This is a genomic window from Cognatundibacterium crateris, assembly GCF_010078235.1.
Classification (GTDB): domain Bacteria; phylum Pseudomonadota; class Gammaproteobacteria; order Burkholderiales; family Burkholderiaceae_D; genus Undibacterium; species Undibacterium crateris.
This window is the reverse complement of the sequence record NZ_JAABOS010000004.1, coordinates 405,645-431,501: the sequence shown is the minus strand read 5'-3', so window position 1 is coordinate 431,501 and position 25,857 is coordinate 405,645. Positions and strand designations below refer to the sequence as shown.

Annotated in this window: 20 protein-coding genes; 6 read left to right on the top strand and 14 right to left on the bottom strand. The window is 51.3% G+C overall.

The genetic code is table 11. The features are described from left to right. Positions 1-21: 21 nt before the first annotated feature. The 3 genes from EYB48_RS10360 to EYB48_RS10350 all read right to left on the bottom strand — a co-directional run bounded on the left by EYB48_RS10360 (position 22) and on the right by EYB48_RS10350 (position 3,032). Positions 22-420: a hypothetical protein gene (locus EYB48_RS10360; protein ID WP_162020253.1), complete on the bottom strand. Its 399-nt coding sequence runs from the start codon at positions 418-420 to the stop codon at positions 22-24. A 168-nt stretch (positions 421-588) separates the two neighbouring features. Next, positions 589-1,221: a response regulator transcription factor gene (locus tag EYB48_RS10355; protein ID WP_162020252.1), complete on the bottom strand. Its 633-nt coding sequence runs from the start codon at positions 1,219-1,221 to the stop codon at positions 589-591. Next, entirely contained in the window at positions 1,221-3,032 is a 1,812-nt protein-coding gene (locus EYB48_RS10350; protein WP_162020251.1) for a sensor histidine kinase, read from the bottom strand. Before EYB48_RS10350 ends, EYB48_RS10355 begins: the two co-directional genes overlap by 1 nt. Before the next feature lie 390 nt (positions 3,033-3,422). Here EYB48_RS10350 and metG point away from each other — a divergent pair, with 390 nt between their 5' ends. The 3 genes from metG (at position 3,423) to EYB48_RS10335 (ending at position 7,864) form a co-directional block, all read left to right on the top strand. After that, positions 3,423-5,525: a methionine--tRNA ligase gene (gene metG / locus EYB48_RS10345; protein WP_162020250.1), complete on the top strand. Its 2,103-nt coding sequence runs from the start codon at positions 3,423-3,425 to the stop codon at positions 5,523-5,525. A gap of 5 nt (positions 5,526-5,530) precedes the next feature. Continuing rightward, on the top strand, positions 5,531-6,004 hold the full coding sequence (locus tag EYB48_RS10340; RefSeq protein WP_162020333.1) for a GNAT family N-acetyltransferase: 474 nt from the start codon (positions 5,531-5,533) through the stop codon (positions 6,002-6,004). 69 nt (positions 6,005-6,073) lie between these two features. Beyond that, on the top strand, positions 6,074-7,864 hold the full coding sequence (locus tag EYB48_RS10335) for an aminopeptidase P family protein (protein ID WP_162020249.1): 1,791 nt from the start codon (positions 6,074-6,076) through the stop codon (positions 7,862-7,864). 6 nt (positions 7,865-7,870) lie between these two features. Here EYB48_RS10335 and EYB48_RS10330 read toward each other — a convergent pair whose 3' ends face one another. After that, entirely contained in the window at positions 7,871-8,818 is a 948-nt protein-coding gene (locus EYB48_RS10330; protein WP_162020248.1) for a LysR family transcriptional regulator, read from the bottom strand. A 107-nt stretch (positions 8,819-8,925) separates the two neighbouring features. Between EYB48_RS10330 and EYB48_RS10325 the strand changes: the two genes are divergently transcribed. Next, complete coding sequence (locus EYB48_RS10325) at positions 8,926-9,975, top strand: YeiH family protein (RefSeq protein ID WP_162020247.1); 1,050 nt, start codon at positions 8,926-8,928, stop codon at positions 9,973-9,975. Between the two features lie 27 nt (positions 9,976-10,002). Here the strand turns inward: EYB48_RS10325 and EYB48_RS10320 are convergent, their stop codons facing one another. From EYB48_RS10320 to pstS, 10 genes are all read right to left on the bottom strand, one after another. Next, a complete protein-coding gene (locus EYB48_RS10320) occupies positions 10,003-13,575 on the bottom strand; it encodes a PAS domain S-box protein (protein ID WP_162020246.1) in 3,573 nt (1,190 codons plus the stop codon). Then, positions 13,575-14,723, bottom strand: a complete 1,149-nt coding sequence (locus tag EYB48_RS10315) for an FIST signal transduction protein (protein WP_162020245.1) — start codon at positions 14,721-14,723, stop codon at positions 13,575-13,577. Before EYB48_RS10315 ends, EYB48_RS10320 begins: the two co-directional genes overlap by 1 nt. A gap of 95 nt (positions 14,724-14,818) precedes the next feature. Further along, positions 14,819-15,904, bottom strand: coding sequence for an HD domain-containing phosphohydrolase (locus EYB48_RS10310; RefSeq protein WP_328823354.1), 1,086 nt, complete (start codon positions 15,902-15,904; stop codon positions 14,819-14,821). A gap of 180 nt (positions 15,905-16,084) precedes the next feature. Further along, a complete protein-coding gene (gene phoR, locus EYB48_RS10305) occupies positions 16,085-17,383 on the bottom strand; it encodes a phosphate regulon sensor histidine kinase PhoR (RefSeq protein ID WP_162020244.1) in 1,299 nt (432 codons plus the stop codon). Between the two features lie 139 nt (positions 17,384-17,522). Next, positions 17,523-18,209, bottom strand: a complete 687-nt coding sequence (gene phoB / locus EYB48_RS10300) for a phosphate regulon transcriptional regulator PhoB (protein WP_162020243.1) — start codon at positions 18,207-18,209, stop codon at positions 17,523-17,525. Between the two features lie 7 nt (positions 18,210-18,216). Then, complete coding sequence (phoU, locus tag EYB48_RS10295; RefSeq protein ID WP_162020242.1) at positions 18,217-18,927, bottom strand: phosphate signaling complex protein PhoU; 711 nt, start codon at positions 18,925-18,927, stop codon at positions 18,217-18,219. Positions 18,928-18,961: 34 nt separating this feature from the next. Beyond that, a complete protein-coding gene (pstB, locus tag EYB48_RS10290; RefSeq protein WP_162020241.1) occupies positions 18,962-19,741 on the bottom strand; it encodes a phosphate ABC transporter ATP-binding protein PstB in 780 nt (259 codons plus the stop codon). Positions 19,742-19,754: 13 nt separating this feature from the next. Then, positions 19,755-20,627: a phosphate ABC transporter permease PstA gene (pstA, locus tag EYB48_RS10285; protein ID WP_162020240.1), complete on the bottom strand. Its 873-nt coding sequence runs from the start codon at positions 20,625-20,627 to the stop codon at positions 19,755-19,757. Further along, a complete protein-coding gene (gene pstC / locus EYB48_RS10280; protein WP_230403765.1) occupies positions 20,627-21,571 on the bottom strand; it encodes a phosphate ABC transporter permease subunit PstC in 945 nt (314 codons plus the stop codon). Before pstC ends, pstA begins: the two co-directional genes overlap by 1 nt. Before the next feature lie 208 nt (positions 21,572-21,779). Then, the gene (gene pstS / locus EYB48_RS10275) at positions 21,780-22,823 is read right to left on the bottom strand and encodes a phosphate ABC transporter substrate-binding protein PstS (protein ID WP_162020239.1); all 1,044 of its coding nucleotides are present in this window, start codon (positions 22,821-22,823) and stop codon (positions 21,780-21,782) included. Between the two features lie 376 nt (positions 22,824-23,199). Between pstS and ppk1 the strand changes: the two genes are divergently transcribed. Together ppk1 and EYB48_RS10265 are read left to right on the top strand one after the other, a co-directional pair. Then, on the top strand, positions 23,200-25,239 hold the full coding sequence (gene ppk1 / locus EYB48_RS10270) for a polyphosphate kinase 1 (RefSeq protein WP_230403764.1): 2,040 nt from the start codon (positions 23,200-23,202) through the stop codon (positions 25,237-25,239). Then, entirely contained in the window at positions 25,239-25,718 is a 480-nt protein-coding gene (locus EYB48_RS10265) for a SixA phosphatase family protein (RefSeq protein WP_162020237.1), read from the top strand. The genes ppk1 and EYB48_RS10265 overlap by 1 nt, the downstream gene beginning before the upstream one ends. Positions 25,719-25,857 lie beyond the last annotated feature (139 nt).

Genomic DNA, 25,857 nt, shown 5'->3' with positions numbered 1-25,857 from the left:
ACTCAGCAAGCAAAGTAAAGCTCAGGCGATTTCAGACTCCAGCCAGGAGCGTATCGCATGCTGTATGGAACGTAACAGCACGTCTTTCTGGACTGGTCGAACCAACAAAGAAACATGATCAGAGACCACTGCAGCAGCAAGCTGAGCATGGGATGTCTGATCAATCAACAGCAGTACGGGCAAATGTAAGCTTAACTGTCTGATTCCTTGCAGCATCGCTTCAGACTCCACTTCGCGCCGGCTCAGAGCCAGCAAAGCGCATGTGCCGCCTGGCTCGTGCCGCGGCAAAGCCAATTCATCCAGGCTGCAGAAACTACGCACACGGTAATCTCTGGCACCCAGCACCAGGCCTAACACTGCGCGTTCATAATCATCGCTGCCAATGAGATTGACATGAATAAGCTCAGATGGATTCAACATAAATACCTGTAATACAGCATAGACAAGACTATCCGGGGAGGCTCAGCAAGCTGAAAGGCGCCAGTGTAGGGAGCCTGAACAAGCCGGTCTATCGTACTTTGGTGCAAAATCAGGAATATTTATTTGAAACTACAGCTCTAACCAGGCTGACTTTGAGAAGTTCGCTGCTCAGGATTTACCCTGATCAAAGACCCCCAGCTGGGTTGCGCGCAACACCAGCTCTGCCAGGGTCTCTACCTGCATTTTTTCCATCACGCTGCTACGCTGCGCCTTGATCGTGCGCTCCGAATTTCCGAGTTCATAGGCGATCTGCTTATTGAGCTTGCCGCGCACGACCAGATGAAATACTTCGAGTTCGCGTTCAGTGAGTAAAGAATAGCGATAGCGCAGATCTTCCAGCTGCACCCTGGACTGATGTGCTTCCTCATACCGCTGATGGGCGGCATTGACTGCTTTCAGCAAGTCTTCTTTTTGCACCGGCTTACTCAAGAAATCTTCGGCACCCGCCTTAATGGCGCGCACACTCATGGATATATCACCATAGGCAGTCAGAAAAATAACCGGAACCGGGCATTGCCGCTTATTCAGGAATTCCTGTACTTCCAGGCCGCTCAGACCGGGCATATTCACATCCAGCAAAATACAACTGACTTCTGCAGGCAAATCTGCCTGAAAAAAATGGGCCCCCGATTCGTAGGTAGATACGCGAAAGCCGCAAGCCTGCAACAATATCCCCAGCGCGGAACGCACTGAGGAATCATCGTCTACCACATGTACGATAGGCGGTAAGCTGGTCTGCATTATTCGCTCCTGATCAGTGGCAATTTGAAGCGCATGATGCCACCGTTTAAGCGGTTCTCAGCCCAGATATGGCCGCCATGCGCCTGCACAATAGAAGCGCTGATCCATAACCCCAAACCTACGCCTTCAGGCTTAGTAGTGAAAAACGATTCAAATACCCGTTCCACCCCCTCATCAAAGCCGGTACCGCTATCCAGAATGGAAATCCTGACGTGATCGGTCCCATACAACATGGTCTCAACTGTGATACTGCGTTCACGTCCTTTTTTGCGGTCTATCGCGTCCATGCTATTGAGCAGCAGGTTGACCAGCACCTGTTGCATCTGCACGATATTGAGCGAGACGATCATGCCATCTGCGCCTAGTTTTTCTTTGATACTGATGCGTCGCACTTTGGCTTCTATCGATAAGAAATGCAGCACTTTACGCACCAGCCAGTTAACTTCTACCGGCACCAGTTCGGTATCCGATTTAGTCAGCAGACCCTGCATGTTTTTAATCAGCTCATCTGCGCGCAAATTATCGCGCCGGATATTCTGCAGTGTTTCCTGCACCAGATCGAGCGTAGGCGGCTCACGCTTCAGAAATATCTGCGCAGCCTCCACATTACTCAGGATCGCTGCCAGCGGCTGCATCAGTTCATGACCGATGGCTTCATTGTAGATAGAGGCCGTCATCTTGCGGTTCATTTGGGTAATCTGACCCAGGACCTGACGCGAGGCATCGACTGCGTGCGCATGTAAGCGCCGTTCTATGACCAATGCAAGGACCGCGATCAGTAAAACCAGTACCAAAGCAAAGGTAAAGATGAGTTGCCAGCGATAGGCCTCCCACACTGTGGGTGTATAAAAGCGCAGCTCACTGCCAGTTGGATATTGCTCAGGTTTGACCTGCCAGCGCAGCACTTGATTTTTATCGAGCAGCGGCGTGAATCCTGAGCTGAGTATCTCTTGCCGCAAGGGCTTACCTGCCAGAATAGACAAGGCCAGCTCAGCGGTTTCCCGGCCTTGCTCAACAAATGCGAAACTCAGTGCTGCCAATGGCCCGGTCCCCAACACTGCCGGATCATCCACCAGCACCGGACGCATGGATGTAGCGATTACCTGCGCCAGAAGCTCATTGCCAGATGAGCGACCGGTCGCAATATCCGCACCCAGCAAACCTTGATACACCACAGCATCCGGTGACAAATTGCTTAGCACCTCCTTCACAGTCTCTACGGGCTGTCCACGCATATCCTGTACATTCAGATTGTCGGCCATGCCACTCAAACGCGAAGGCAGGAAGGTTTTATTAGTTTCAGGGCCGGGCGCATTGCCGATCAAAACCAGTTGCTGCGCATCAGGAAACAAGGCTTTGGCGACACTGACTACATTCGAAAAATTTGCCCGCAATACCTTGCCGGTAAAATTAGGCGGCAAATTCATCTGTACCACATCAATATCACTGGTCAGCGCAAACACCACCGGTGTACCAGGCCACAGATTTTTTTCATGCTGCAGTAAAAAACGCAGTGACTGCTGACCAAACACCAGGATCATGTCCGGATTCTGCGTGCGGTATTTCTCTTTGAGCCATTTACTCAGGTTTTGCTTATACGTTTCCTGCGGAAACTGAGAGATATCCAGATTTTCATGAAAAATCGTGTGCGGCCCTGATTTACGCAATGCAGTCTTTAAGGCACCGTAAAATTCCTGCAATGAAGCGCTGGAACCCATATCCGGACTCAACAGTAAAACCCGCTTCCCCTCCGCAGACTGCGCCTGTACTGACAAAGCCAGACTGGACAGGATAAAGAGTAATAAAAACAAGATTTTTTTCATGAGCGGGCAAAATAATGAAGCACTGGTTTGAGCAATTGCGCCATGTGCGCTGATCAGCCAAACCAGAAATTAATGTTGTTGCAATATGCGATATTGCTATCAGCAGCAACTTCAAAAATGATGATAAATAATTTCCATAGGGAAATTGTGGTCAGGCATTATCAGGGATTTTCCAGCCCCAGGCAAAACAGCTGTTGTTTTCGTCCCATCTCGTGCGCGCCTTGGCCATCATGGCTGAGCTGGTTTTCAATTCGCCGCAGCAAAAGCGACAATTAAATATCAACAGCAGCAGCGCCTAATTCTTTGCCTGTGCGAAAAAAGCCTGCTATTCGCTGTTAGAATATTGCCCTTGTTCCTTACATTCAAAAGTGCATCAACATGACCCGTAAGCTGTTCGTTACTACCGCCCTCCCCTACGCTAACGCGCCTTTCCACCTCGGTCACATCATGGAATACATCCAGGCTGATATCTGGGTACGCCATCAGCGAATGTCGGGTAACGAAGTGCATTTCGTCGGCGCCGACGACGCGCATGGCGCACCGATCATGATTGCAGCAGAAAAAGCAGGCCTCACGCCTCAGGCTTTCGTAGCCGGTATTGCGGCAGGCCGTAAGCAATATCTGGATGGTTTTCATATTCAGTTTGACAACTGGCACTCGACCGATGGCGAAGAAAATCATGCGCTGTCTCAGGATATTTACCGTAAATTGAAAGCCGCCGGCTTCATCACCAGTAAAACCATAGAACAATTTTATGATCCGGTAAAAAACATGTTCCTGCCGGACCGCTATATCAAAGGCGAATGCCCTAAATGCGGCGCCAAGGATCAATATGGCGATTCCTGCGAAGTTTGCAGTGCAGTCTACGCACCGACTGAAGTCGTGAATCCATATTCCGTGCTGACCGGCGCGACACCGGTGATGAAATCCTCAGAACACTTCTTCTTCAAATTATCTGACCAACAATGCGTAGATTTCCTGCGCAACTGGGCCTTGCAAGATAATCGCCTGCAATCCGAAGTGGCGAACAAATGCCGTGAATGGCTGGAAGGCGAAGATGGACTGGGCGACTGGGACATCAGCCGCGATGCGCCGTATTTTGGGATTGAAATTCCGGATCAGCCGGGCAAGTACTTCTATGTATGGCTGGATGCACCAGTGGGCTATCTGGCCTCACTGAAAAATTATTTCAGCAAAACCGGACGTGATTTCGATGCCTTCATGGCGGATCCCAGCACCGAACAAATCCATTTTATCGGCAAGGACATCACCTATTTCCACACCCTGTTCTGGCCAGCGATGCTGAAATTCTCCGGCTACAAAACACCGGACAATGTGTATGCACACGGCTTTGTCACGGTATCCGGTGAAAAAATGTCTAAGTCGCGTGGCACCGGCATTTCACCTTTGCGCTATCTGGACATAGGCATGAATCCGGAATGGCTGCGCTACTACTTTGCGGCCAAACTGAACGCCAAAGTGGAAGATCTGGATATGAACCCGGAAGATTTTGTCGCACGGGTGAATTCTGACCTGATCGGCAAATACATCAACATCGCGTCACGCGCTGCTGGCTTCATTACCAAACGCTTCAACGGCGTCATCAGCACCGACTGGGCGACGGCGGATGATGCCTTCCTGGGCAACCTGCGCACAGCTGCGCCTGAGATTCAAGCCTTGTTTGAAGCCCGCGAATACGGCAAAGCACTGCGCCTGGCCATGGAACAGGCTGATCTGGTGAACGCCTATGTCGATGCCAATAAGCCTTGGGAATTAGCGAAGAAGCCGGAAAACGATGCCAAACTGCAGGAAGTCTGCAGCCGTCTGTTAGAAGCTTTCCGCATCCTGACCATCTTCCTGAAACCGGTCTTGCCACAACTGGCAAGCCAGGTTGAAGCCCAGTTAAACATCGCAGCACTGCAATGGTCAGATGTCGCGACACCGCTGCCACATCTGCATACTATCCATCCGTATACGCATTTGATGCAACGTGTCGATCCTAAGATTTTTGACCAGTTGTTTGATGCACCAACCGCATCTGCTGCCCCTGCTGCAACCGCTGCAACTACAGAAGCCGCAACGACGACTGCAGCTGTCACAGCTGCAACAGGCGCAGCGAGCGACATCGAACCGGTTGCAGCAGAAATCAACATTGCTGATTTCGCCAAGATCGATTTACGGATCGCGAAAATCGTCAATTGTGAACATGTGGAAGGTTCCGACAAATTGCTGCGCTTAACGCTGGATGTCGGTGAAGGCCGCACGCGCAATGTGTTTTCCGGTATCAAATCCGCTTATCAGCCAGAACAGCTGATCGGTAAGCTGACTGTGATGGTTGCGAACCTGGCACCACGTAAAATGAAATTTGGTATGTCCGAAGGCATGGTGCTTGCCGCCTCTGCCGCGGATGAAAAGAATAATCCTGGTTTGTACATACTGGAGCCGTGGCCAGGTGCACAGCCTGGTATGCGGGTTGGCTGATCTATATGGAACTGGTGATACGTGAAGCCAGTCCGGACGATGCGCAACTGATTGCGCATCTGACCCGGAGTTGCTGGGCTGATAAAGTGGCGCCTACGTCGAGTGGGCACCGCGAAGCAACTGAACAGGTTCAGCACGAGTTATTGCAGGGTGGCGGCTTTATCCTGTATATCAACGATGAACCGGCAGGCTCAGTACGCTGGCTGCCGGTGGATATGGATGCTGGCATCTGGGAAATGCGTCGCATGGGCGTGTTGCCAGCCTTCCGTGGCCAGACCCTGTCACAACATTTGCTTGAAGCCGTCATCCTGGCGGCGCAAACCGCAGGCGTGGAAGAACTGCGACTAGGCGTGCGCACCGATCAGCCCAGATTACTCGATTTGTATGCGGCTTATGAGTTCGAGCTGGCACCGGAACTTGACTATGCGCATGCCAATCCAAACGAACCTAAACCTAATGTGATGCGGCGTTTTTTATGAAACTGAGCGCATTGTAGTAGCCACTCAGCCGCAGCAATTTCCTCACTCTGATGCCAACCAGCTATGCCGATGAACACTATTCCTGAACGCTTGCAGGCGCTGCGCCTGACGATGCAACAGCAGCAAATCGACGCCTGCCTGATCCCTTCTGCTGATCCCCATTTATCTGAATACCTGCCAGACCGCTGGCAAGGCCGCAGCTTTTTTTCCGGCTTCACCGGTTCGGTCGGAAATCTGGTGGTCACCCGTGATTTTGCCGGACTATGGGTAGACAGCCGCTACTGGAGTCAGGCCGAGCAGGAGTTAGCAGGCAGCGGCATCAGCATGATGAAAACTATGTCTGCGGCCGCGACCCTGCATATAGACTGGCTGGCACAACATTTGACAACAGGTCAGATAGTGGCGGCCGACGGCATGGTGCTGGCCTTATCCACCGCTCGCCACTTGCAGCACAGCCTGGCGGCGCAAGGCATCACGCTGAAAACTGATACAGATTTACTGGAACAAGTCTGGACTGCGCGGCCAGGCTTACCGGACGCGGCTGTATTTGAACATCAGCCACCGTTTGCACCGGTCAGCCGCACTGACAAACTGGCGCAACTGCGCGCAGATATGCATAAGCTGGGTGCCGACCAGCATTTCGTGTCTACCGTCGATGATCTGGCCTGGATACTGAATCTGCGCGGTGCCGATGTCAGTTACAACCCGGTATTTGTAGCACATGCCCTGATCAGCCAGGACCAGGTACAGCTGTTTATCGCACCCGGCAAAGTTCCCTCAGATTTAGCAGAGCAACTGCGCGCAGAGCACATCTACCTGCGCGACTATGCAGAAGCTGCCGGCGCCTTAAACCAGTTGCCCGCAGGCAGCCGCGTACTGATCGATCCGCGCCGCATTACCTTTGGCTTCCGTCAGGCGATAGCGACCCACTGCAGCGTGATCGAAGCCATCAACCCTTCAGTGTTCAGCAAATCACGCAAAACAGTGGCTGAAGCGCAGTTCGTACGCGAAGCAATGGAACAAGACGGCGCTGCGCTGTGCGAATTTTTCAGCTGGCTGGAACAGGCACTGGCGAATCAGGAAATAGTTACTGAATTCACCATTGATGAGCAGATTTGCGCTGCGCGCGCACGTCAGCCACATTTTATTTCACCTAGCTTCGGTACTATCGCTGGTTTCAATGCCAATGGCGCGATGCCACACTACCGTGCCACGCCGGCTTCACATGCGACCATTCAGGGTGATGGCTTGCTGCTGATCGACTCTGGCGGCCAATACCTGAACGGCACCACCGATATCACGCGTGTGGTAGCGATAGGCAACGTGTCCGAGGCACAGAAGCGCGATTTCACGCTGGTACTGAAAGGTATGATCAATCTGTCGCGCGCGCACTTCCCGCGCGGCACGCTGTCGCCTATGCTGGACAGCCTGGCACGTGCGCCGCTGTGGGCTGAGAATATCAATTTCGGTCACGGCACCGGCCATGGCGTCGGTTATTTCCTGAATGTGCACGAAGGTCCGCAAAGCATTTCCGGCGCCATGCCTGAGCCACATATGGCGATGCAGGAAGGCATGATCACCTCGAATGAGCCTGGCATTTACCGGCCAGGAAAATGGGGTGTACGCATAGAAAATCTGTTGTTGAATGTCGCGGCAGAGGCCAATGAATTCGGGGATTTCCTGCAATTTGAAACCCTGACTCTGTGCCCGATAGATGTACGCTGCATCCTGCCACAATTGCTGAACCATGAAGAGCTGCAATGGCTCAATCAGTACCACCAGCAAGTGTGGCAGCGTCTGTCACCACACGTCTCTGGCGCTGCCAGCGACTGGCTGCGTCAGGCGACACAAGCAATCTAAGCTGGTTCAGTTTGCGGCACCGGCTTCGCCTGGTGTCGCAGTCTGCAAGCCGGATGACCAGCCACGCACCAGCCGCAGAAAATGCCCAAGCTGAGCCGAAGCCGACTTATGGGCATGGTAAATCAGCGAAAAACGCCGCTCACAGGGCGCGAATTCGGGATGTAATTGGATTAAGCGCCCAGCCGCCAGCAACTCCTGCACCACCGCCACCGACAGGCAACTCAATCCCAGACCAGCCGCCACGGCATACTTGATCGCCTCAGAATTCCCCAACTCACCGGTACAGCGGAAAGATTGCAACTGCTGTGACAAATACTGCTCCACCGTTTCACGCGTGCCGGAACCGGCTTCACGCAGTAACCAGGCTTCTTTCTGTAAGTCAGATACCGAGCAGCGCCGCCCGGCAGCTTGTGCCAGTGCGTGTTGCGGATGGCAGACTACGATCAATTGCTCCTGCAGCCAAGGCTCAACCACGATACCAGCCTGATGACAATCCCCTTCAATAAAACCTATATCTGCTTCGTAATTCTCTATGCGTTGCACCACATCGCTGGTATTTCCAATGAACAGCGATGGCAAGCCAGATGTCTTGCTGGCTGCCACGGTAGATTGCAAATGAGCGAACAAATCAGGTAAGTAATAATTCCCGATAGTGGTACTGGCCGCGATACGCAAGCCCTGCCAGGCAGCGTCGGGCCGTGCAAACTGCGCCTCCATCGAGCGCACCGCATCCAGTACCAGATGCGCCTGGGGCAATAGCAACCTGCCGTTTTCATTCAACAGCAGCCCCTTGCCGACCCGATCAAACAATTGTACCTGCAAGGCAGCTTCCAATTCGTTTAAAGCAGCACTGGTGGCAGATTGTGACAGAGCAATTTTCTGTCCAGCGGCACTGGTCGTACCCGTTTCTGCAATTCCTAGAAATACCTGTAACTGACGCAGGCTTAAACGCATTATCAACCTCTTTTCCAGCTTAATAAAAGCAAATTAATTTGTTTTATTAATTTTATCGTTTTCTATATGATGTTTGTGAACCAAACTCCTCGTTTTTGGAACTTGATATGCGAAAAATGATACAAAACCATGCCAGCGGCCTGTTGCTGAGCGTGCTGATGGCTGGTCTTAGCCTGACACTGGCGCAGAACGCGCTATTACAAAGCTGGGGACTGGGCAGCCTGACACTGGCGATATTGCTGGGCTTAATATTGGGTAATTTGCCGTTGGCTGCCAGCCGCGCCCCTTACTGGGACACCGGTCTGCAATTCAGCAAACAGCAGTTGCTGCGCGCTGGCATCGTACTGTATGGCTTACGCTTAAGTCTGCGCGACATTAGCAATGTAGGCATTCCCGGCTTACTGGTCGATCTGGTCATGCTGATCAGCACGCTGTGGCTGGCTGCTTTCCTGGGGCGCAGGGTGTTCCGGCTGCCACGTGAGCTCACGTTGCTGATCGGTGCGGGCAGCGCCATTTGTGGTGCAGCGGCTGTGCTGGCAGCGGCACCGGTGTTGCGCAGTAAGGAGGAAGACACAGGCATTGCGATTTCCGGCGTAGTGTTCTTCGGCACCTGCAGCATGCTGCTGTATCCCTTATTCTTTCAATCGGAACTGCTGCTGAGCTGGTCCGGACTGTCCCCGGCTGGCATAGGCATCTACACCGGTGCCACGCTGCACGAGGTCGCCCAAGTGGTGGTCGCGGGCAAGGCGATGACGTCGCAAATCGCCGATGTCGCCATCGTGACCAAGATGATGCGGGTCATGTTGCTTGCACCGGTACTGTGTGTGCTGGCATTACTGGTCAGCCCAGTCCGGCAAGCTGCCGCAGCTGATAATGCGAACTGGCGCCTGCGTCTGGCCAATATCAGCATCCCCTGGTTTGCCGTTTTATTTGTGCTCGTGATCGTACTGCAATCCTTGCTGAGCGTACCCCCTGCTGTACGTCAGCTGTTTGCGCAGCTGGACCAGGTACTGCTGTCTGCCGCCATGTTCGCACTCGGATTCAGCACTCGCCTCGCCAGTTTGCGCAAAGCCGGCTGGAAACCATTGCTGCTGGCAGGCAGTATCTGGTGTTGGTTGATGCTGGGTGGTCTGCTCATCAGTCAGCTGATCTTGTGATGAATCCTGACTGAACTAAACCTTCCTTTATTCAGGCGGAAAGTCAGCGATAAAATGACGTAAAGCCTGATTCATTTTTTCCAGTTCGCTCACAAACTGACGAAACAGCTCAGGCGTCTGACTAAAATCGGCCTGTTTGCCTTTTTGCTCCAGTGCATAAGCGATATTCTCGGTCGGTTCGGCGCAGAAATTTGCGACCAATCCTTTCAAGGTATGGGCGGCTCTGTGCAATAGCTCCGCATCCTGAGTCGCAATTGCTGTACGCATTTCCTCTACATGCTGCTGGCAAGTCTGCAAAAAAGAATTGGCAATAATCTGCACAATTTCACTATCAGCACGCAGCAATGCCGCTTGATAATCAAAGTCAGACCATTCATCTGCAAGCGCAACAGCGGGTTGAGTATCAGACCTCAGGTCGGGAATCGTCATCTTTGCCCCTTGAAATACTTGTAATTGATATTGATCGAGCAGTTCTTTGAGCGAAGCTGCTTTGATCGGTTTGCTTAAGTAGTGATCCATACCGGCTTCCAGGCATTTTTCCCAATCACCTGGCATGGCATTCGCCGTCATGGCGATGATAGGGATACGGGCAGACCGTTTCGCATCACGCTCCAGCTGGCGTATATACATCGTTGCCTCCACCCCACCCATCAAGGGCATTTGCATGTCCATCAATACCAGATCAAAATGCTGGTGCGAAATCTGGTCTATGGCCATCAATCCATTTTCAGCGATGGTGCTGCTATGCCCCCACTTCTCCAACAGCGAAATCACCAGCTTTTGGTTGACCGAGTTATCCTCCACGACCAGTATCCGCAATGGCTGCAACGGCCTGATACCAGGCACCGGTGCCGATGGCAGAGGCAAGACATGCCGGTCTATGCCAGCCATCACAGCAGCTACCGCATCGAATAGTTCAGACTGGCTGACCGGTTTACTCACATAGTCGTGTATGCCTACCTCGCGGCAACGGCAAGCATGTTCATACGCACCGGCAGAAGAGAGCATGATAATTTTTTGCTCATAACAGCCATCCGCCTGACGCAGGCGCTCTGCCAGCTCAAAGCCACCAGTCTCAGGCATACAGATATCAAGCAAAATCAGATCAAAAGGATGCTGCTTTTCCTTGGCGACAGTCAGTTGCCGCAGCGCCTCTACTGCGCATTCCACAGACTGAGGCAACATACCCCAGGCAATCAGCGTATCTTCAAAAAAATGCCGGTTGATGGCATTGTCATCGACGACTAAAACGCGCAGGCCATGCAGACTGGCTGGTGCCGCTGTCGTTTCTATGCTATTACCCACACCCAGACTCAGCGTGAAAAAGAAGCTGCTGCCCTGACCAGGTTCGCTGAGCACTTCCAGTTTGCCATGCATGCGTTGTACCAGCCGCGAGGAAATCGTCAAGCCTAAACCGGTACCGCCATATTTGCGCGTAGTCGAGGCATCCGCCTGACTGAAAGCCTGAAAAATACTGGCTTGTTTATCATACGGAATACCAATGCCGTGATCCCTGACGGCAAAAAATATGTCGACCTTACTGGTATGGCTAGCGACCAGGCGGACTTCCAGCACCACCTCCCCGGCCTCACTGAATTTGATGGCATTGCCCACCAGATTAGTAATAATCTGCCGTATCCGCCCCGGATCACCAATCAGTATCTCAGGAATGCCGGGGTCTATCTGATACACCAGTTCCAGTTTTTTCTCATTGGCCTTGACCGCCAGCGCCTTGAGCGATGAGGCAAGCAGATCACGGACAGGGAAGTCGATTTTTTCCAAAATAATCTTTTCGGATTCGATTTTGGAAAAATCTAATATATCGTTAATGATAGCCAGCAAAGCGTCGGAAGACAGCTTCACCAATTCCAGGTATTCGCGCTGCTGTGGCTGCAAGGGCGTATCCAGTGCCAGCTCGGTCATCCCTATGATGCCATTCATAGGAGTACGAATTTCATGACTCATGGTCGCGAGAAACTGGCTCTTGGCTTTATTGGCCGCTTCCGCACCTTCCTTGGCCTTGATCAGTGCTGATTCGAATTCCAGGCGCTCGGTGATGTCGCGGCAAGAACAGTAAATGCTCCCATCCGGCAGCAGAGCCGCGTTCAGCTCCACTGGCACGGTACTGCCATCTTTAGTCACCAGCCGAACTTCTGCCCGCAAACGCTGACTTTGCATGAGCTGACACATAAACCTCAGCTCCGAGGGATCGGCGCGCTCATCCAAAAACAGATCGTGAATTGAACTGCCTATCAATTCCTCACGTCGATAACCAAGTAAAGTCAGTACCAGGTCATTGGCGTAAGTACACTTCTCATCGGCACCCGCAACGAATACGGCATCGGCCGCATTGTCCAGCAACATACGTTGCTTCATCTCGCTTTCGCGCAAAGCCTGATCAGTTGCGAGACGTGCCGATATATTCTGGAAAGCGCCGACAGCGCCGACTATTTTGCCCTCTTCAAAAATCGGTGAAACCACAATCGCAGCAGGAAAGCTCTTACCTGTTTTATGCCGCAAAAAAGTCAGGTCGGAACGGAAGGCTTTTCCTGCAGCGATATACAAACGTATTTGCTCAGAAATGTCCATCACGGTTCCATCCACAGGTAACTCTGGATGCAGCAGCTTATGCAATTTCTGTCCCATAATTTCATCAAGCTGCCAGCCAAGTAACTTCTCAGCTTCAGGATTAATGAAAGTACAGATACCCTCCGCATCGACGGTATAAACGCCCTCACCCAGCGTGTTCATCACATTCTGCAATAAGGCCTGACTCGACTCTATCTTTTCGCGCAGCGCAAACTCTTCCGTTATATCAGTACGGATAGAGATAAACTGATAGGGTCGCTGATCCTCATCCAGCAGAGGAACGATAGTTGCGTTGGTCCAGTAAAAACTACCATCTTTCGCGATATTCCTGATTTGACCGTGCCAGACTTTGCCAGACAAAATCGTAGCCCACATCGCTTGAAAGAACTCTTTGCTATGCAGGCCAGAATTCACGATACGGTGGTTTTTTCCCATCAGCTCCTGCGAACTGTATTGACTGATAGTACAAAATTTTTCGTTGGCATAAATCAGCGTGCCTTTGGCATCGGTAATGCTGACGATCGCATGCTGATCCAGTGCGAATTGCTGCTTGCCCAGGTCGGCCATCGCTTCCTGCAATTCATTGCGGGTGGTCAGCAGTTCATTCACCAGGATAGACAATTGTTGCGATAAACCTTCCAGACTCGCATCATCATCGCTGAGTTGCCGGCCAAGCTGACCCAGCGCCTCATTGGCGGTCTGGCGCAAGGCGCTCAACAATTGGCGGCGCTGATCCGCATCAGCTCTTAAAGTTTCATTGGCCTGACCCAGTTCCTGCGAGCTCAGCTCCAGACTGCGCTTACCCAGCTCCAGATCACGATCCGACTGTACATAGGCTTCATCTACCTGCGTAAAAAAATGCCGCATTCCTTGCAATGCGCGCCCAGCCAAAGCCGGACAATCAGCCGATGTCGCAAGCACTTCAAACTCTTGCAGCAGCTGTTGAAACTGCGCTTCCTCTGCAATGCCAAGCAAGCGTTTATACTGACGCTGGGAGAGCTTATGCGCCATCACATGCGCTCAGCCATATAGCTGATGGTCATGGTCTGATTATGCAGGCTGCATACTTGCAATTGATAGCCAGGACAAATCTCGCCATTGGAATAAAAGCCGCATATCACTGTGTGCTGCCCCATCAAGTCCTGCACGACTTCCACTTCCTCATCCACCCGGCCGCCCATCACCAGTTTTCTGCCTACGCAACTGACCAGCATCGCCAGCGCCTGACCGGATTGCAATGCATCTTTGGGCAAAGCCGCGCTGGCAGCAGTTTCTGCCCCATCCACCAATTCATTGGTTTGTGCATGCATGAGGCGCAAATAACCATCGGGATTAATAGAACCTGCCAATATCAGACTACCATCCTGCTCATTGATGCCGAGTATGGTACGTATCTGCCCCATAGACTCGCGCAGATGGGTCAGCATTTCAAATGGAAATAACAAACCTGACCCGGGTAAGTCTGCAGCATAGTCACCCAGATATTTTTTATAGATGTCGAGCGCGGGCGCGCCGTCTAGTTCGTACAGTATATTGTCTTCGCAACGCGTTACCTTGCGCACCGGCCCAAACGGACGCCAGCCCCCATAACTGCCATGCGTGAAAGTCAGGCTATCGCCATACAGACCGAGCGCCACAATCTGCGCGTCAGAAACACCGGCAGGACCCAAGGTATAGGTGCGAGAAAAACTGCCATTATCACCCGCCAGACCACCAGTGACAGGCAACTCCTGCCCCAACTCTGCCACGATGCCATCGATCAGTGCACTGCCATTGATGCCTACGCCTTGACCAAATACGCTGACGGCGCGCAAGCCCTCTTTACTCAATTGCGTAGCCAAAGCGCGTCCGGCTTGCGCACTGTGCTCCATGTCAGGCAAGTTGGCGGTAACGATCTGAAACTGCGTGTTATCGAAATGTATGCCAGTCACGACGACACTTTGTGCACTCACGCCCTGCGTAGAAATCTCACCGGCAGTCGAACATCCCAGCAATTGGGCATGCGGCAGACAAAGTCGTAAGCGAGGGAAAAAATCCGGATTTTCGAAATGTGTAATTGAGGCAAATACCAGCACCAGCTGTGGTGAAATGGCCGCGACATCCTCCAGCTTCCATTCTGCACCGGGTGTACCATATAAAATTTCCTGAGCAATTTTCATAGCAACCTCATTGTAAAAAACGGGGATGATCAGCGCATTTCAAGTGGTGTTTTGATGCCAGCCTGTATCTGCATCAGGTCTGTATTATGTCTGTATCAGGCCTGTATACCCCACTCTGCACCGAAGGCTTTTTGCTGCGATAAATCTTCCTGATACTGATTTTTAATTGTCATTATCTCGCTCAAGCCCGCCATAAACGCATCCACGCAGGCAGGGTCGAAATGCTGGCCTGAGCCTTCACGCAAAAATTCCAAAGCGCGGTCAGTTTCCCATGCCGCCTTATACGGTCGTTCAGAAGTCAGCGCATCAAACACATCGGACACAGCGACGATGCGGGCAAACAGAGGAATATCTTCACCCACTAAGCCTTGAGGATAGCCGCTGCCATCAAATTTTTCATGGTGCGCAAGCGCGATGACGGCACCGGCATTCAGCATTTCAGACGAGCTGCCAGCCAGAATTTCGTAGCCAAGGCGAGAATGACGCTTCATGATCGTGAACTCTTCCGGCGTTAACCGGCCAGGCTTGAGCAAAATACTATCCGGAATACCTACCTTGCCTATGTCATGCATGGGTGCAGCTTCGAGTATCAATTGCTGATCATCGCTGGACAGTCCCAGATGGGCTGCGATGATTTTGGAATAATTTGCCATACGGATGATGTGCGCACCGGTTTCAGGATCGCGCGAATCCGCTGCGCGCGATAAGCGCAATATGGTCTCTCTCTCACGGGCACGAATTTCTGCGGTGGCTTTCTGCACCTCGACATTCAGCCAGCTCGCCCTGTCTTCCAGAAAGCGCTGGCTGCGCCGCAAGGCCAGCATATTCTTTGTTCTGGCCAGGAATTCGATGCGGTCTATCGGTTTGATCAGGAAGTCGGTAGCGCCAACATCCAGTGCCTGATAGCGCAGTTCCAGCTCGCTGTTGGCAGTGATCATGAGTACGGGAATATCGGCGCAGCCTGGCAGCTGGCGAAAATGACTGATGAAGGCCACACCATCCATCTCAGGCATCATATAGTCCACCAGCACCAGGTCGGGCACCTGGCTGGCACACCAGCTCAGCGCTTTTGCAGGCTGAGTAAAACTGATGGAACGGCAACCGTCCAGTTTTTGTAGCAAATGACACAGCAGAGTCACGTTAATCTGTGCGTCATCCAGCACCAAAACATTCATTTCCATCGAACATTCCTCAAAAAAGAATTCCAGATGTCTGGATGACACTGATTTTACTACTAGGAATCTTTTTTGAGTGTACTGTATTTAGCCTGCCTGAATATTTGCGACAAGAAATTTAAACTAAATTTAAACGAAATTTAACTAAATCAAAGCTGAGGTGTATGGCTGACACCTCAGGCATGCTCAGTGCTGTTGATGCAAGACTGAGCCTGGAAACTGCACTGCGAAGACACTGCCGACTTCAGGTGTCGACTCAATAAACAATTGCGCATTGTGGCGTAACAACACATGCTTCACGATAGCCAGGCCGAGACCAGTTCCCTGGGTCTCGCGCGAACGGCTCTTATCCACCCGGTAAAAGCGCTCAGTCAGCCTGGAAATATGTTCGGAGCTAATGCCGATACCATTGTCACGCACGCTGAATTTCGCTCCCTGCTCCACACTCTCCCAGCAAATCTCTATACGTCCACCCTGCGGGGTGTAGCGGATCGCATTGGTAACCAGGTTGGTCAGCGCGCTGCGGATTTCATCGGTACTGCCTTTAACATCTGGCCCTTCAACACTGAGACTGAGCTGATGACGTCCGGCTGATAAGGCTTCTGCCTCCTGCAGAATCTGCTCCAGCAAGCCGCGCATATTGACGATTTCCGAGCGTAACAAATGATCGACCGACTCCAGACGGGTCAGGGTCAGCATATCCTCGACCAGACGTTGCATGCGCTCGCCCTGCTCGGACATCAGTTTCAGATGCGCATTACGAGTCGGTATATCGAGATCTGGCTGCAAAGAAGCGATTTCCAGAAAGCCATTAATGACTGTCAGTGGCGTACGCAATTCATGCGAGGCATTGGCAATAAAGTCGCGCCGCATCATATCTATGCGCTCAGATTCAGTCACATCATGGGTCACCAGAATCTGGCGGCGGTTTTCAAACGGGATAATATGTGCGATCAGTTTTCTGTCGCGGAAAGACAAGGTCAGCGGTGTTTCGTAGCGACCCAGGATAATGTAATCCATGAACTCAGGGCTGCGCACCAGATTGGTGACACGCATGCCCTTATCCTGGCTCAGACTCAAGCCTAAATGATGCTCAGCGGCCGGATTACACCATTCCAAAAACAGCACATCATCCATAATCACCACGCCATCCGGCAGCAGTGTCATCGCCTGGCGGAAGCGCGCCAGCCATTCTGTCAGCTCAGCCTGATTTTTTTCATCGCCACGACGCAGTTTGTATAGACGCGAAAATACATCAGTCCAGGCACCTGAGCCATCGGGCAAGCGGGAACTGCTGGGATTATCCAGCCAGTCACCGAGTCGCTGCAGATAAATCAGCTGTATCAGGAACATGGCTAACAAGCCCAGAAAACCCAGAATCAGACCTGGAACCAGGCCCCAGAAATAGGCCGCCAAGGCAGTTCCGGCCAACACCAGAAAAATTCTGACTACGTTAGAAATCCAGAAAATCAGACGAGGAGACATAAGGGATCCAGATATTATTATGGAATGAGGATGGTAGATGATGGCCTGGCGATCTTGGTCTGATCAGGCCAGCCCGTTGCGACAGCAGCGCAACTGATGTGCTTCCGGAGTGCAGATTTGCGCACTCCGGAAGCCGGGTTTATTTCTCAGACAGCATATAGCCTACACTACGGACTGTCTTAATCAAGGATTCAGCAGACTTTAAGACTTTACGCAAACGTAATACATGCACGTCCACGGTACGTTCTTCAATCACGACGTGATCGCCCCACACCTTGTCGAGTAACTGGCTGCGCGAAAATACTCGTTCAGGATGGGCCATGAAGAACTTCAGCAGTTTGTATTCCGCATGTCCGATATCGACTTTCTGATCAGATATCTTGACAGTGCAGCTGACCGGATCGAGTACCACTGAACCAGCTGTCAGCGCAGTCTGCGCGTGCTCAGGGCTCTTACGGCGTAACAAAGCTTTAATGCGCGCTGTCAGTTCACGCGGTGAAAATGGTTTGGTGATGTAGTCATCCGCGCCATGATCCAATCCCGCAATTTTGTCCTCTTCCATGCTCTTTGCTGTAAGCATGATGATAGGAATTTCATTGAATTGGCGATCACCACGAATCTTGGATAACAAACGCAAGCCGCTTTGATCCGGCAACATCCAGTCCAGTAAAATCAGTTGCGGCGTACGGCGTTGAATAAACTCCCATGCCTCCGCTGTATTGTTCACAGCGAAGGTATTCCAGCCAGCGGCACGCAGGGTAAAGCTGACCAGCTCAACGATAGCCGGTTCATCCTCAACGATCAGAATAGTGGTGTCAGCTGCCATATCTCAATTAGCTCTTTTGCTCTTGTTTGGTTGCGACATAATCAGAATGCCGGATATCTTTACCTTCAACGATGTATATCGTATGTTCCGCAATATTTTTCGCGTGATCACCGATACGTTCTATCGCTTTCGCCACCCACAAGGCATTGAGGGAGGATGAGATTGTGCTCGGATCTTCCATCATGAAGGTGATGAGGTTGCGCATAATCGAGCGGAAGTCATTATCAATGATCGCATCCTGCGCGATCAGCTGGACCGCTTTTGCATCATCCAGGCGCGCAAATGCGTCCAGCGAGTGATGCAGCATATCGGCCACATTCGCTGCCAGTACACGCACAGTTTCGTAGCCACTGAACATAGGCAAACTACGACGGTTGACTGCCGCATCTTTTGCAATACGTGCAATTTTAGTCGATTCGTCGCCAATCCGCTCCAAATCAGTAATAACTTTACCAGTCGCCATCACGGTACGCAGATCGTTCGCAGCTGGCTGACGTTTGACGATCAGATGGCTGCACATATCATCGAGACTGACTTCCAGCCGGTTTACTTCCAGATCCGATTGAATCACGGCCTCTGCCTGTTGCTCATTACCGGTTCTGAAGCAAGACATCGCATCATGGAAATGGCTTTCAACCAGACCGCCCATCAGTAAAACTTTAGAACGGATCGTTTCCAGATCCATGTCGTACTGCTTTGAAGAGTGTTCACCTGTCACTTTTTTCTCCTGTATTCCGTATCACTGGGTGTTATTAACCGAAACGACCGGTAATATAGTCCTGGGTTTCTTTTTTGACTGGGTTCATGAAAATATGATCGGTCTCGCCAAATTCGACCAGCTCACCCAGATACATGTAAGCAGTATAGTCAGAGCAACGCGCAGCTTGCTGCATGTTGTGCGTCACGATAGCGATCGTATATTCTTCTTTGAGCTCATTAATCAGCTCTTCAATTTTGACGGTAGAGATAGGATCAAGCGCAGAGGTTGGCTCGTCCAGCAATAACACATCCGGTCTGACCGACACACCGCGTGCGATACACAGGCGCTGTTGCTGACCGCCGGACAGGCTTAAACCACTCTTATTGAGTTTATCTTTGACTTCAGTCCAGATCGCCGCTTTTTTCAGCGCCCATTCCACACGCTCATCCATCTCGCCTTTGGACAGGTTCTCATACAGACGTACACCAAACGCGATATTGTCATACACCGACATTGGGAATGGGGTTGGCTTCTGAAACACCATACCGACCTTAGCACGCAGCAGATTGATATCCTGATCTGCATCCAGAATGTTTTTGCCGTTATAAATGATGCGGCCTTCTGCGCGCTGGCCTGGATACAGATCATACATACGGTTCAGGGTACGCAGCAAAGTGGATTTACCACAGCCCGAAGGACCGATAAAAGCAGTTACTTTTTTATCGAAAATATTCAGGTTGATATCGCGCAGGCTACGGGTCGCACCGTAGTAAAAATTCAGCCCGTCGATCTCGATTGCTTTCTTTTGGGTAGTTGCTTGAGTAGTTGTCATATCGATGCTCGGATTAATGCTGTGTCTTTTGGTTAAACAAGGTACGCGATAAAATATTCAGGCCCAGAACACTGAAAGTAATCAGCAAGGCTCCTGCCCAAGCCAGATCACGCCAGTTTTCATAAGGACTCATAGCAAACTGGTAAATCACCACTGGCAAGTTCGCCATCGGTTTATTCATATTGCCGTTAAAGAATTGGTTGCTCAGCGCGGTGAACAGCAAGGGCGCAGTTTCACCGGAAATACGTGCCACTGCCAACAAAATACCGGTGACCACACCTGCTTTTACCGCACGCAGACGTACCAGCAGAGCGACTTTCCAACGCGGCGCACCCAGCGCAAATGCCGCCTCACGCAAACTGGCAGGCACCAGGCCCAGCATATTGTCGGTGGTACGCACCACGACCGGAATCGCAATCAGGGAAATCGCGATACTGCCAGCCCAACCGGAAAAGTGCTTCACGTTAGCGACATAGATCGCATACACAAACAAACCAACCACGATAGACGGCGCGGACAACATGATGTCAGTCACGAAGCGGGTCAGGCCACCAAACCAGCTTTTATCGCCATATTCCGCCAGGTAGATACCAGCCAGAATACCAATCGGCGTCGAGATCAGGGTCGCTGCACCAACCATCATAAAACTACCGACAATGGCATTCATCAAACCGCCGCCCTCGCTGCCTGGTGCAGGAGTAGACTCAGTAAACATCGCCAGATTGACTGCCGAAAAACCTTTTAAGATCAGCGTGAATAAAATCCACATCAGGAACACAAGGCCAAACGCCATTGCGATCGAGGACAAAAAAATCCCCACTCTGTGCATATACAGGCGCTTGCGGTAAACCGGATTACGCGCCGCTATTACTTGTTGATCACTCATTATTTTGATCCCTCTTTTTTGCTCAGACCGAGCAACAATAATTTAGCTGCAGATAACACAAAAAACGTAATCACAAACAGTATCAGACCCAGCAGGAACAGCGAGGAGGTATGCAGCACAGATTCTGCTTCTGCAAATTCATTCGCGAGTGTAGAAGCGATACTGTTACCGGCTGCGAACAAGGACCAGGACAGCTTGTGTGCATTACCGATCATGAAGGTAACGGCCATGGTTTCACCCAGCGCACGTCCCAGACCCAGCATCACACCACCAACCACACCGATTTTGGTGTAAGGCAGCACAATCTTTCTGACCACTTCCCATTTAGTGCAACCGAGACCATAGGCAGACTCTTTCAGTACAGGTGGCACGACTTCGAACACATCGCGCATCACGGAAGAGATAAACGGGATAATCATGATCGCCAGGATAATGCCGGCCGACAGAATACCGAGACCTATCATAGGACCTGAGAACAAAGCACCAATCACTGGCAATTTACCCAGGGTGGCAGCCAGTGCAGGTTGCACATATTCAGAAAACAGCGGAGCGAATACGAACAGACCCCACATGCCGTAGATGATACTTGGCACACCCGCCAGCAATTCTATCGCTGTACCTAAAGGGCGTTTGAGCCAGGCCGGGCAGATTTCAGTCAGGAACAGCGCGATACCAAAACTGACGGGAAACGCGATCAGCAATGCAATGACAGAAGTAGCAAGCGTGCCCACAATCGCAATCAGGCCACCAAACTTATCGTTGACCGGATCCCACTCTATGGTGGTGATGAATGCCAGTCCGAATTCCTGCATCGCAGGCAAAGCACGGACAAACAAAGAGAAAATAATACCGAGCAATACGATCAGCACAAATGCTGCGAAGCTCAAGGTGAGTTTATGAAAAAAGAAATCTTGCCAACGCTGACGACGCATAATGACCGCCATGCGCGCATCACTAAGTGGCAAGTTTGCTTGCGGCGAGGAAGAGGCTGTAGAGATAACGGAGGGTGCGTTCATGTTGACGGTAGACGTTGGTAGTGTCATGGGTGTGTTTTTTCACCGGGAGGCGAACCACTGCAGTGGTTCGCCTGATACGAAAATCTCTGAATTGCAGAGAGGCTCACATCGGAATTACAAGTTACTCAGCCTGTGATTACCACAGTGCTTTGCCAGATGCATCTTTGATTTTAGCTTTCCAGCCATCTTCAATCTGCTTTACAACCGGTGTTGGCATGGATACATATTCCAGCTCAGTCGCCATTGCGCCGCCGTTTTTAAATGCCCAGTCAAAGAATTTCAACACTTCTTTGCCTTTTTCAGCGTCCGCCTGGGATTTGTGCATCAGAATGAAAGATGCACCAGTCACAGGCCAGGAAGCTTTACCTGGCTGGTTAGTCAGCACCAGATACATACCGGGTGCTTTTACCCAGTCCGCATTAGCTGCCGCTGCTTTGAAGTTTTCATCGTCCGGGCTGACATATACGCCATCTGTGTTTTTCAGCTGTGTATGCGTCATTTTGTTACGCTTGACGAAAGCGTACTCAACATAACCGATAGAATTCTTGATACGCTGCACGTTCGCGGCAACGCCTTCGTTACCTTTACCACCCATACCGACTGGCCATTTCACTGCAGTCGCAGAACCAACTGCAGTTTTGAATTCTGCACTGACTTTGCTCAGGTAGTCTGTCCACAGGAAAGTTGTACCGGAACCATCAGAACGATGTACTACGGTGATATCTTCAGCAGGCAGTTTCACGCCAGGATTCAATGCAACGATTTCAGCTGCATTCCATTTCGTGATTTTGCCCATGTAAATGCCGGCCAGCACTTCGCCAGTCATTTTCATTGCGCCAGGTGCCACGCCATCCAGATTCACAACCGGAACCACGCCACCAATCACAGCCGGGAACTGGGTCAGACCTTCAGCGTCCAGCTCTTCGAGCTTCAAAGGCATATCGGATGCACCGAAATCCACTGTTTTTGCCTTAATCTGCTTAATGCCACCACCGGAGCCGATGGACTGATAGTTCAGGCCTGTGCCAGTTGCTTTTTTATAAGCTTCAGCCCATTTCGCGTAAATCGGGAATGGGAAAGTCGCGCCAGCACCAGTAATATCAGCTGCGTGTGCAACAGAGAAAGATGCTGCTACACCGACTGCAGCGATCAGGGATTTCACGACATGATTCATTTGCATGTTGACCTCTAGGTTAAATTACATGTTTTGCTACTGCGAGGCGAACTTTACTGGCGAAATATGACAAGAACATGACAAGAGGAAATAATTGTGAAATATTTCTTTTAGTGCAATTTTATTTGTCATAAACTTGTCATGTTTTACACCTACAATAGGTATTGCCATATATATGACAGCTTATGACAGCTTTGATGACATGCGAAAAACTATGCAGACCCCAGAAGTGACAGCCACCACCACGGCATTACCCGAAAATCCAGTTACACCAACTGCTCCGGATACAGTAAAACCTGAAAAATCCAAGCCGCCAGCAAGGAATGTGACAAGTGCCAGCAAAGCTGAAACATCCAAGGCTGTCATTTTTCTGGACCGGGAGATGTCACAAATCGCATTTAACTGGCGCGTGCTGGCTCAGGCCGAAGACCGCACCATCCCTTTGTTAGAAAGACTCAAATACCTGTGCATTGTCGGCAGCAATCTGGATGAATTTTTTGAAGTCAGGGTAGCCAGCCTGCTGGCGCAAAATACGATAGACGGCGAACTGGCTCAACACCCTGCTTTCCAGTTTATGCTGAAGCGGGTATCGACCGAATGCCACCAATTAGCACAAAAGCAATACGAATTACTCAATCAGGAAATCCTGCCGCAACTCTCCAGAAAAGGCATTCATTTATTACGCCACTCAGAACGCAATGAAGCCCAGCGCGCCTGGGTCAAGCAATATTTTGAGCGTGAGGTGCGCCCGCTGCTGACCCCGATAGGCCTGGACCCAGCTCACCCATTCCCACAAGTTGTCAATAAGAGCCTTAACTTCATCGTTTCTTTAGCTGGCAAAGATGCTTTTGGTCGCGGCACTGGCATCGCCATCGTTAAAGCCCCGCGCGTACTGCCACGCGTGATTAAGCTGCCGGATGAATTGTCGGATAAGGGCGCATCTTTCTGCCTGCTGTCCTCGATTATTCACTCCCACATCGAAGATTTGTTTAATGGCCGTGAAGTCCTGAGCTATTCCCAATTCCGTGTAACACGCGATAGTGATCTGTGGGTGGACGAAGAAGAAGTCAAAAACCTGCGCCAGGCCTTACAGGGCGAATTGCAAACCCGCCAGTTCGGTGCAGCGGTGCGGCTGGAAGTCGCCAAAAACTGCCCGGAAGATTTGGCTAAATTCCTGCTTGAACAGTTTTCCCTGAGCCCGGATCGCCTGTACCCGGTCGATGGCCCGGTCAATATGGTCAGGCTCAGCGAATTGATAGATCATGTAAAGCAGCCCAACCTGCGCTTCCCACCGTTCTCTCCAAGAGCGATCAGCAAATACCACCACGCAGATATTTTCACCTTACTGCGCAAGCAAGACATCTTGCTACACCACCCATTCCAGCCCTTCCAGACCGTGATTGATTTCATCCGTTCTGCTGCGCAAGATCCGAATGTGGTCGCGATCAAGCAAACCATTTATCGCACCGGTATGAATTCCGATTTAATGGAATCCCTGATTACCGCCGCACGTCTGGGCAAGGAAGTCACCGTCGTGGTGGAATTGATGGCGCGTTTTGATGAAGAAGCCAACATCAATTGGGCCGACAAATTGCAGCGCGCCGGTGCTCAGGTGGTGTATGGCGTGGTTGGCTTGAAGACCCATGCCAAACTGGCGCTGGTGATACGGCGCGAAGAAGGTGGCCATCTGCGCCACTATGCCCATCTGGGTACAGGCAACTACCATCCATCGACCACCCGTTTTTACACTGACTTTGGTTTGCTGACAGCCCATCCCGGCATCGCAGCAGAAGTGAATGAAGTGTTTATTCATCTGACCGGTCTGAATAAACCGAAAAAGCTGGAATATCTGTGGTTAGCACCGTTTGCACTGCAACCGCAAATTATCAAGGCCATCCGCAATGAGGCAAGGATAGCGCGCGAAGGCCGTCCGGGCCGCATCATCGCCAAGATGAATGCCTTACTGGACGAGTCGGTAATACGCGCACTGTATGCAGCGTCTGCCGATGGCGTTAAGATTGATCTGATCGTACGCGGTGCCTGCGCACTGCGCCCCGGCGTGCCTGGACTGTCAGAAAACATCCGGGTCAGATCGGTGATCGGTCGCTTCCTGGAACATAGCCGGATTTACTACTTCCGTAATGATCTGGCGCATGATGTATATCTTGCCAGCGCAGACTGGATGAACCGCAATCTGTTCCGCCGTATCGAAGTCGCCTTCCCGGTACTCGAAAAATCGCTCAAAAAGCGCGTCATTTCAGAAGGCCTGGATCCCTACCTGAAAGACAATGTGAATGCCTGGGTACTCGATAGCGAAGGTCATTACGAGCGTAAGAAAGCACGCAGCAAGCAAGCTTCTTTCTGCGCACAGCAATACCTGATGCAACAACTGGGCTCTTTATCTGAACGAAACGAGGAATAATGGACTTAATCCTGTGGCGTCATGCCGAAGCCGAACTCGCCAGCGGAGATATCACTGATGAGTTTCGTAAGCTGACCAGTAAAGGCTTGAAGCAAGCCAGTAAGATGGCCTACTGGTTAGACAGCACCTTACCAGACACGTGCAAAATTCTGGTCAGCCCGGCGATCCGTACCCGGGATACCGCAGAGGCTTTGGCAACTTGCGGCAGGAAATTCAAGATTTGCCCTGAACTCGGCACGGCTGCAACCGTACAGGACGTCCTGTTGGCAGCGAATTGGCCCCACAGCCGTGAACCGGTGCTGATCATAGGTCATCAGCCTTACCTGGGTCAGGTAGTCGGCGAGTTACTAGGACATCCTTTGCATGATTATCCGGTCAGGAAGGCGAATGTCTGGTGGATCTCGCAAAAACAAAGAGATGCGGAAGAAATGCAAACCTATCTGAAGGCCATCATGGCACCGGATCTGGTCATACGCTAATCACGCCAAGAGCCAGGCAAAAAAAAGCTGTGTAACCACACAGCTTTTTTCATTATTCATCACAGATTACATACAACTACATCTTTACGAAGATGGACGAAGGAAAAAAAACAGCGACAGCGCTCAAGAGATAAGGATC

Bases quoted from the DNA above. Each gene is read 5' to 3' on its own strand.
- EYB48_RS10325 (WP_162020247.1), top strand. From the start codon at position 8,926: ATGCGAAAAATGATACAAAACCATGCCAGCGGCCTGTTGCTGAGCGTG.
- EYB48_RS10335 (WP_162020249.1), top strand. From the start codon at position 6,074: ATGAACACTATTCCTGAACGCTTGCAGGCGCTGCGCCTGACGATGCAA.
- EYB48_RS10320 (WP_162020246.1), bottom strand. From the start codon at position 13,575: ATGGCGCATAAGCTCTCCCAGCGTCAGTATAAACGCTTGCTTGGCATT.
- ppk1 (WP_230403764.1), top strand. From the start codon at position 23,200: ATGTCACAAATCGCATTTAACTGGCGCGTGCTGGCTCAGGCCGAAGAC.
- EYB48_RS10340 (WP_162020333.1), top strand. From the start codon at position 5,531: ATGGAACTGGTGATACGTGAAGCCAGTCCGGACGATGCGCAACTGATT.
- metG (WP_162020250.1), top strand. From the start codon at position 3,423: ATGACCCGTAAGCTGTTCGTTACTACCGCCCTCCCCTACGCTAACGCG.
- pstC (WP_230403765.1), bottom strand. From the start codon at position 21,571: ATGGCGGTCATTATGCGTCGTCAGCGTTGGCAAGATTTCTTTTTTCAT.
- phoB (WP_162020243.1), bottom strand. From the start codon at position 18,209: ATGGCAGCTGACACCACTATTCTGATCGTTGAGGATGAACCGGCTATC.
- EYB48_RS10265 (WP_162020237.1), top strand. From the start codon at position 25,239: ATGGACTTAATCCTGTGGCGTCATGCCGAAGCCGAACTCGCCAGCGGA.
- EYB48_RS10355 (WP_162020252.1), bottom strand. From the start codon at position 1,221: ATGCAGACCAGCTTACCGCCTATCGTACATGTGGTAGACGATGATTCC.
- EYB48_RS10315 (WP_162020245.1), bottom strand. From the start codon at position 14,723: ATGAAAATTGCTCAGGAAATTTTATATGGTACACCCGGTGCAGAATGG.
- EYB48_RS10310 (WP_328823354.1), bottom strand. From the start codon at position 15,904: ATGGAAATGAATGTTTTGGTGCTGGATGACGCACAGATTAACGTGACT.
- EYB48_RS10360 (WP_162020253.1), bottom strand. From the start codon at position 420: ATGTTGAATCCATCTGAGCTTATTCATGTCAATCTCATTGGCAGCGAT.
- pstB (WP_162020241.1), bottom strand. From the start codon at position 19,741: ATGACAACTACTCAAGCAACTACCCAAAAGAAAGCAATCGAGATCGAC.
- pstS (WP_162020239.1), bottom strand. From the start codon at position 22,823: ATGCAAATGAATCATGTCGTGAAATCCCTGATCGCTGCAGTCGGTGTA.
- phoR (WP_162020244.1), bottom strand. From the start codon at position 17,383: ATGTCTCCTCGTCTGATTTTCTGGATTTCTAACGTAGTCAGAATTTTT.
- pstA (WP_162020240.1), bottom strand. From the start codon at position 20,627: ATGAGTGATCAACAAGTAATAGCGGCGCGTAATCCGGTTTACCGCAAG.
- EYB48_RS10330 (WP_162020248.1), bottom strand. From the start codon at position 8,818: ATGCGTTTAAGCCTGCGTCAGTTACAGGTATTTCTAGGAATTGCAGAA.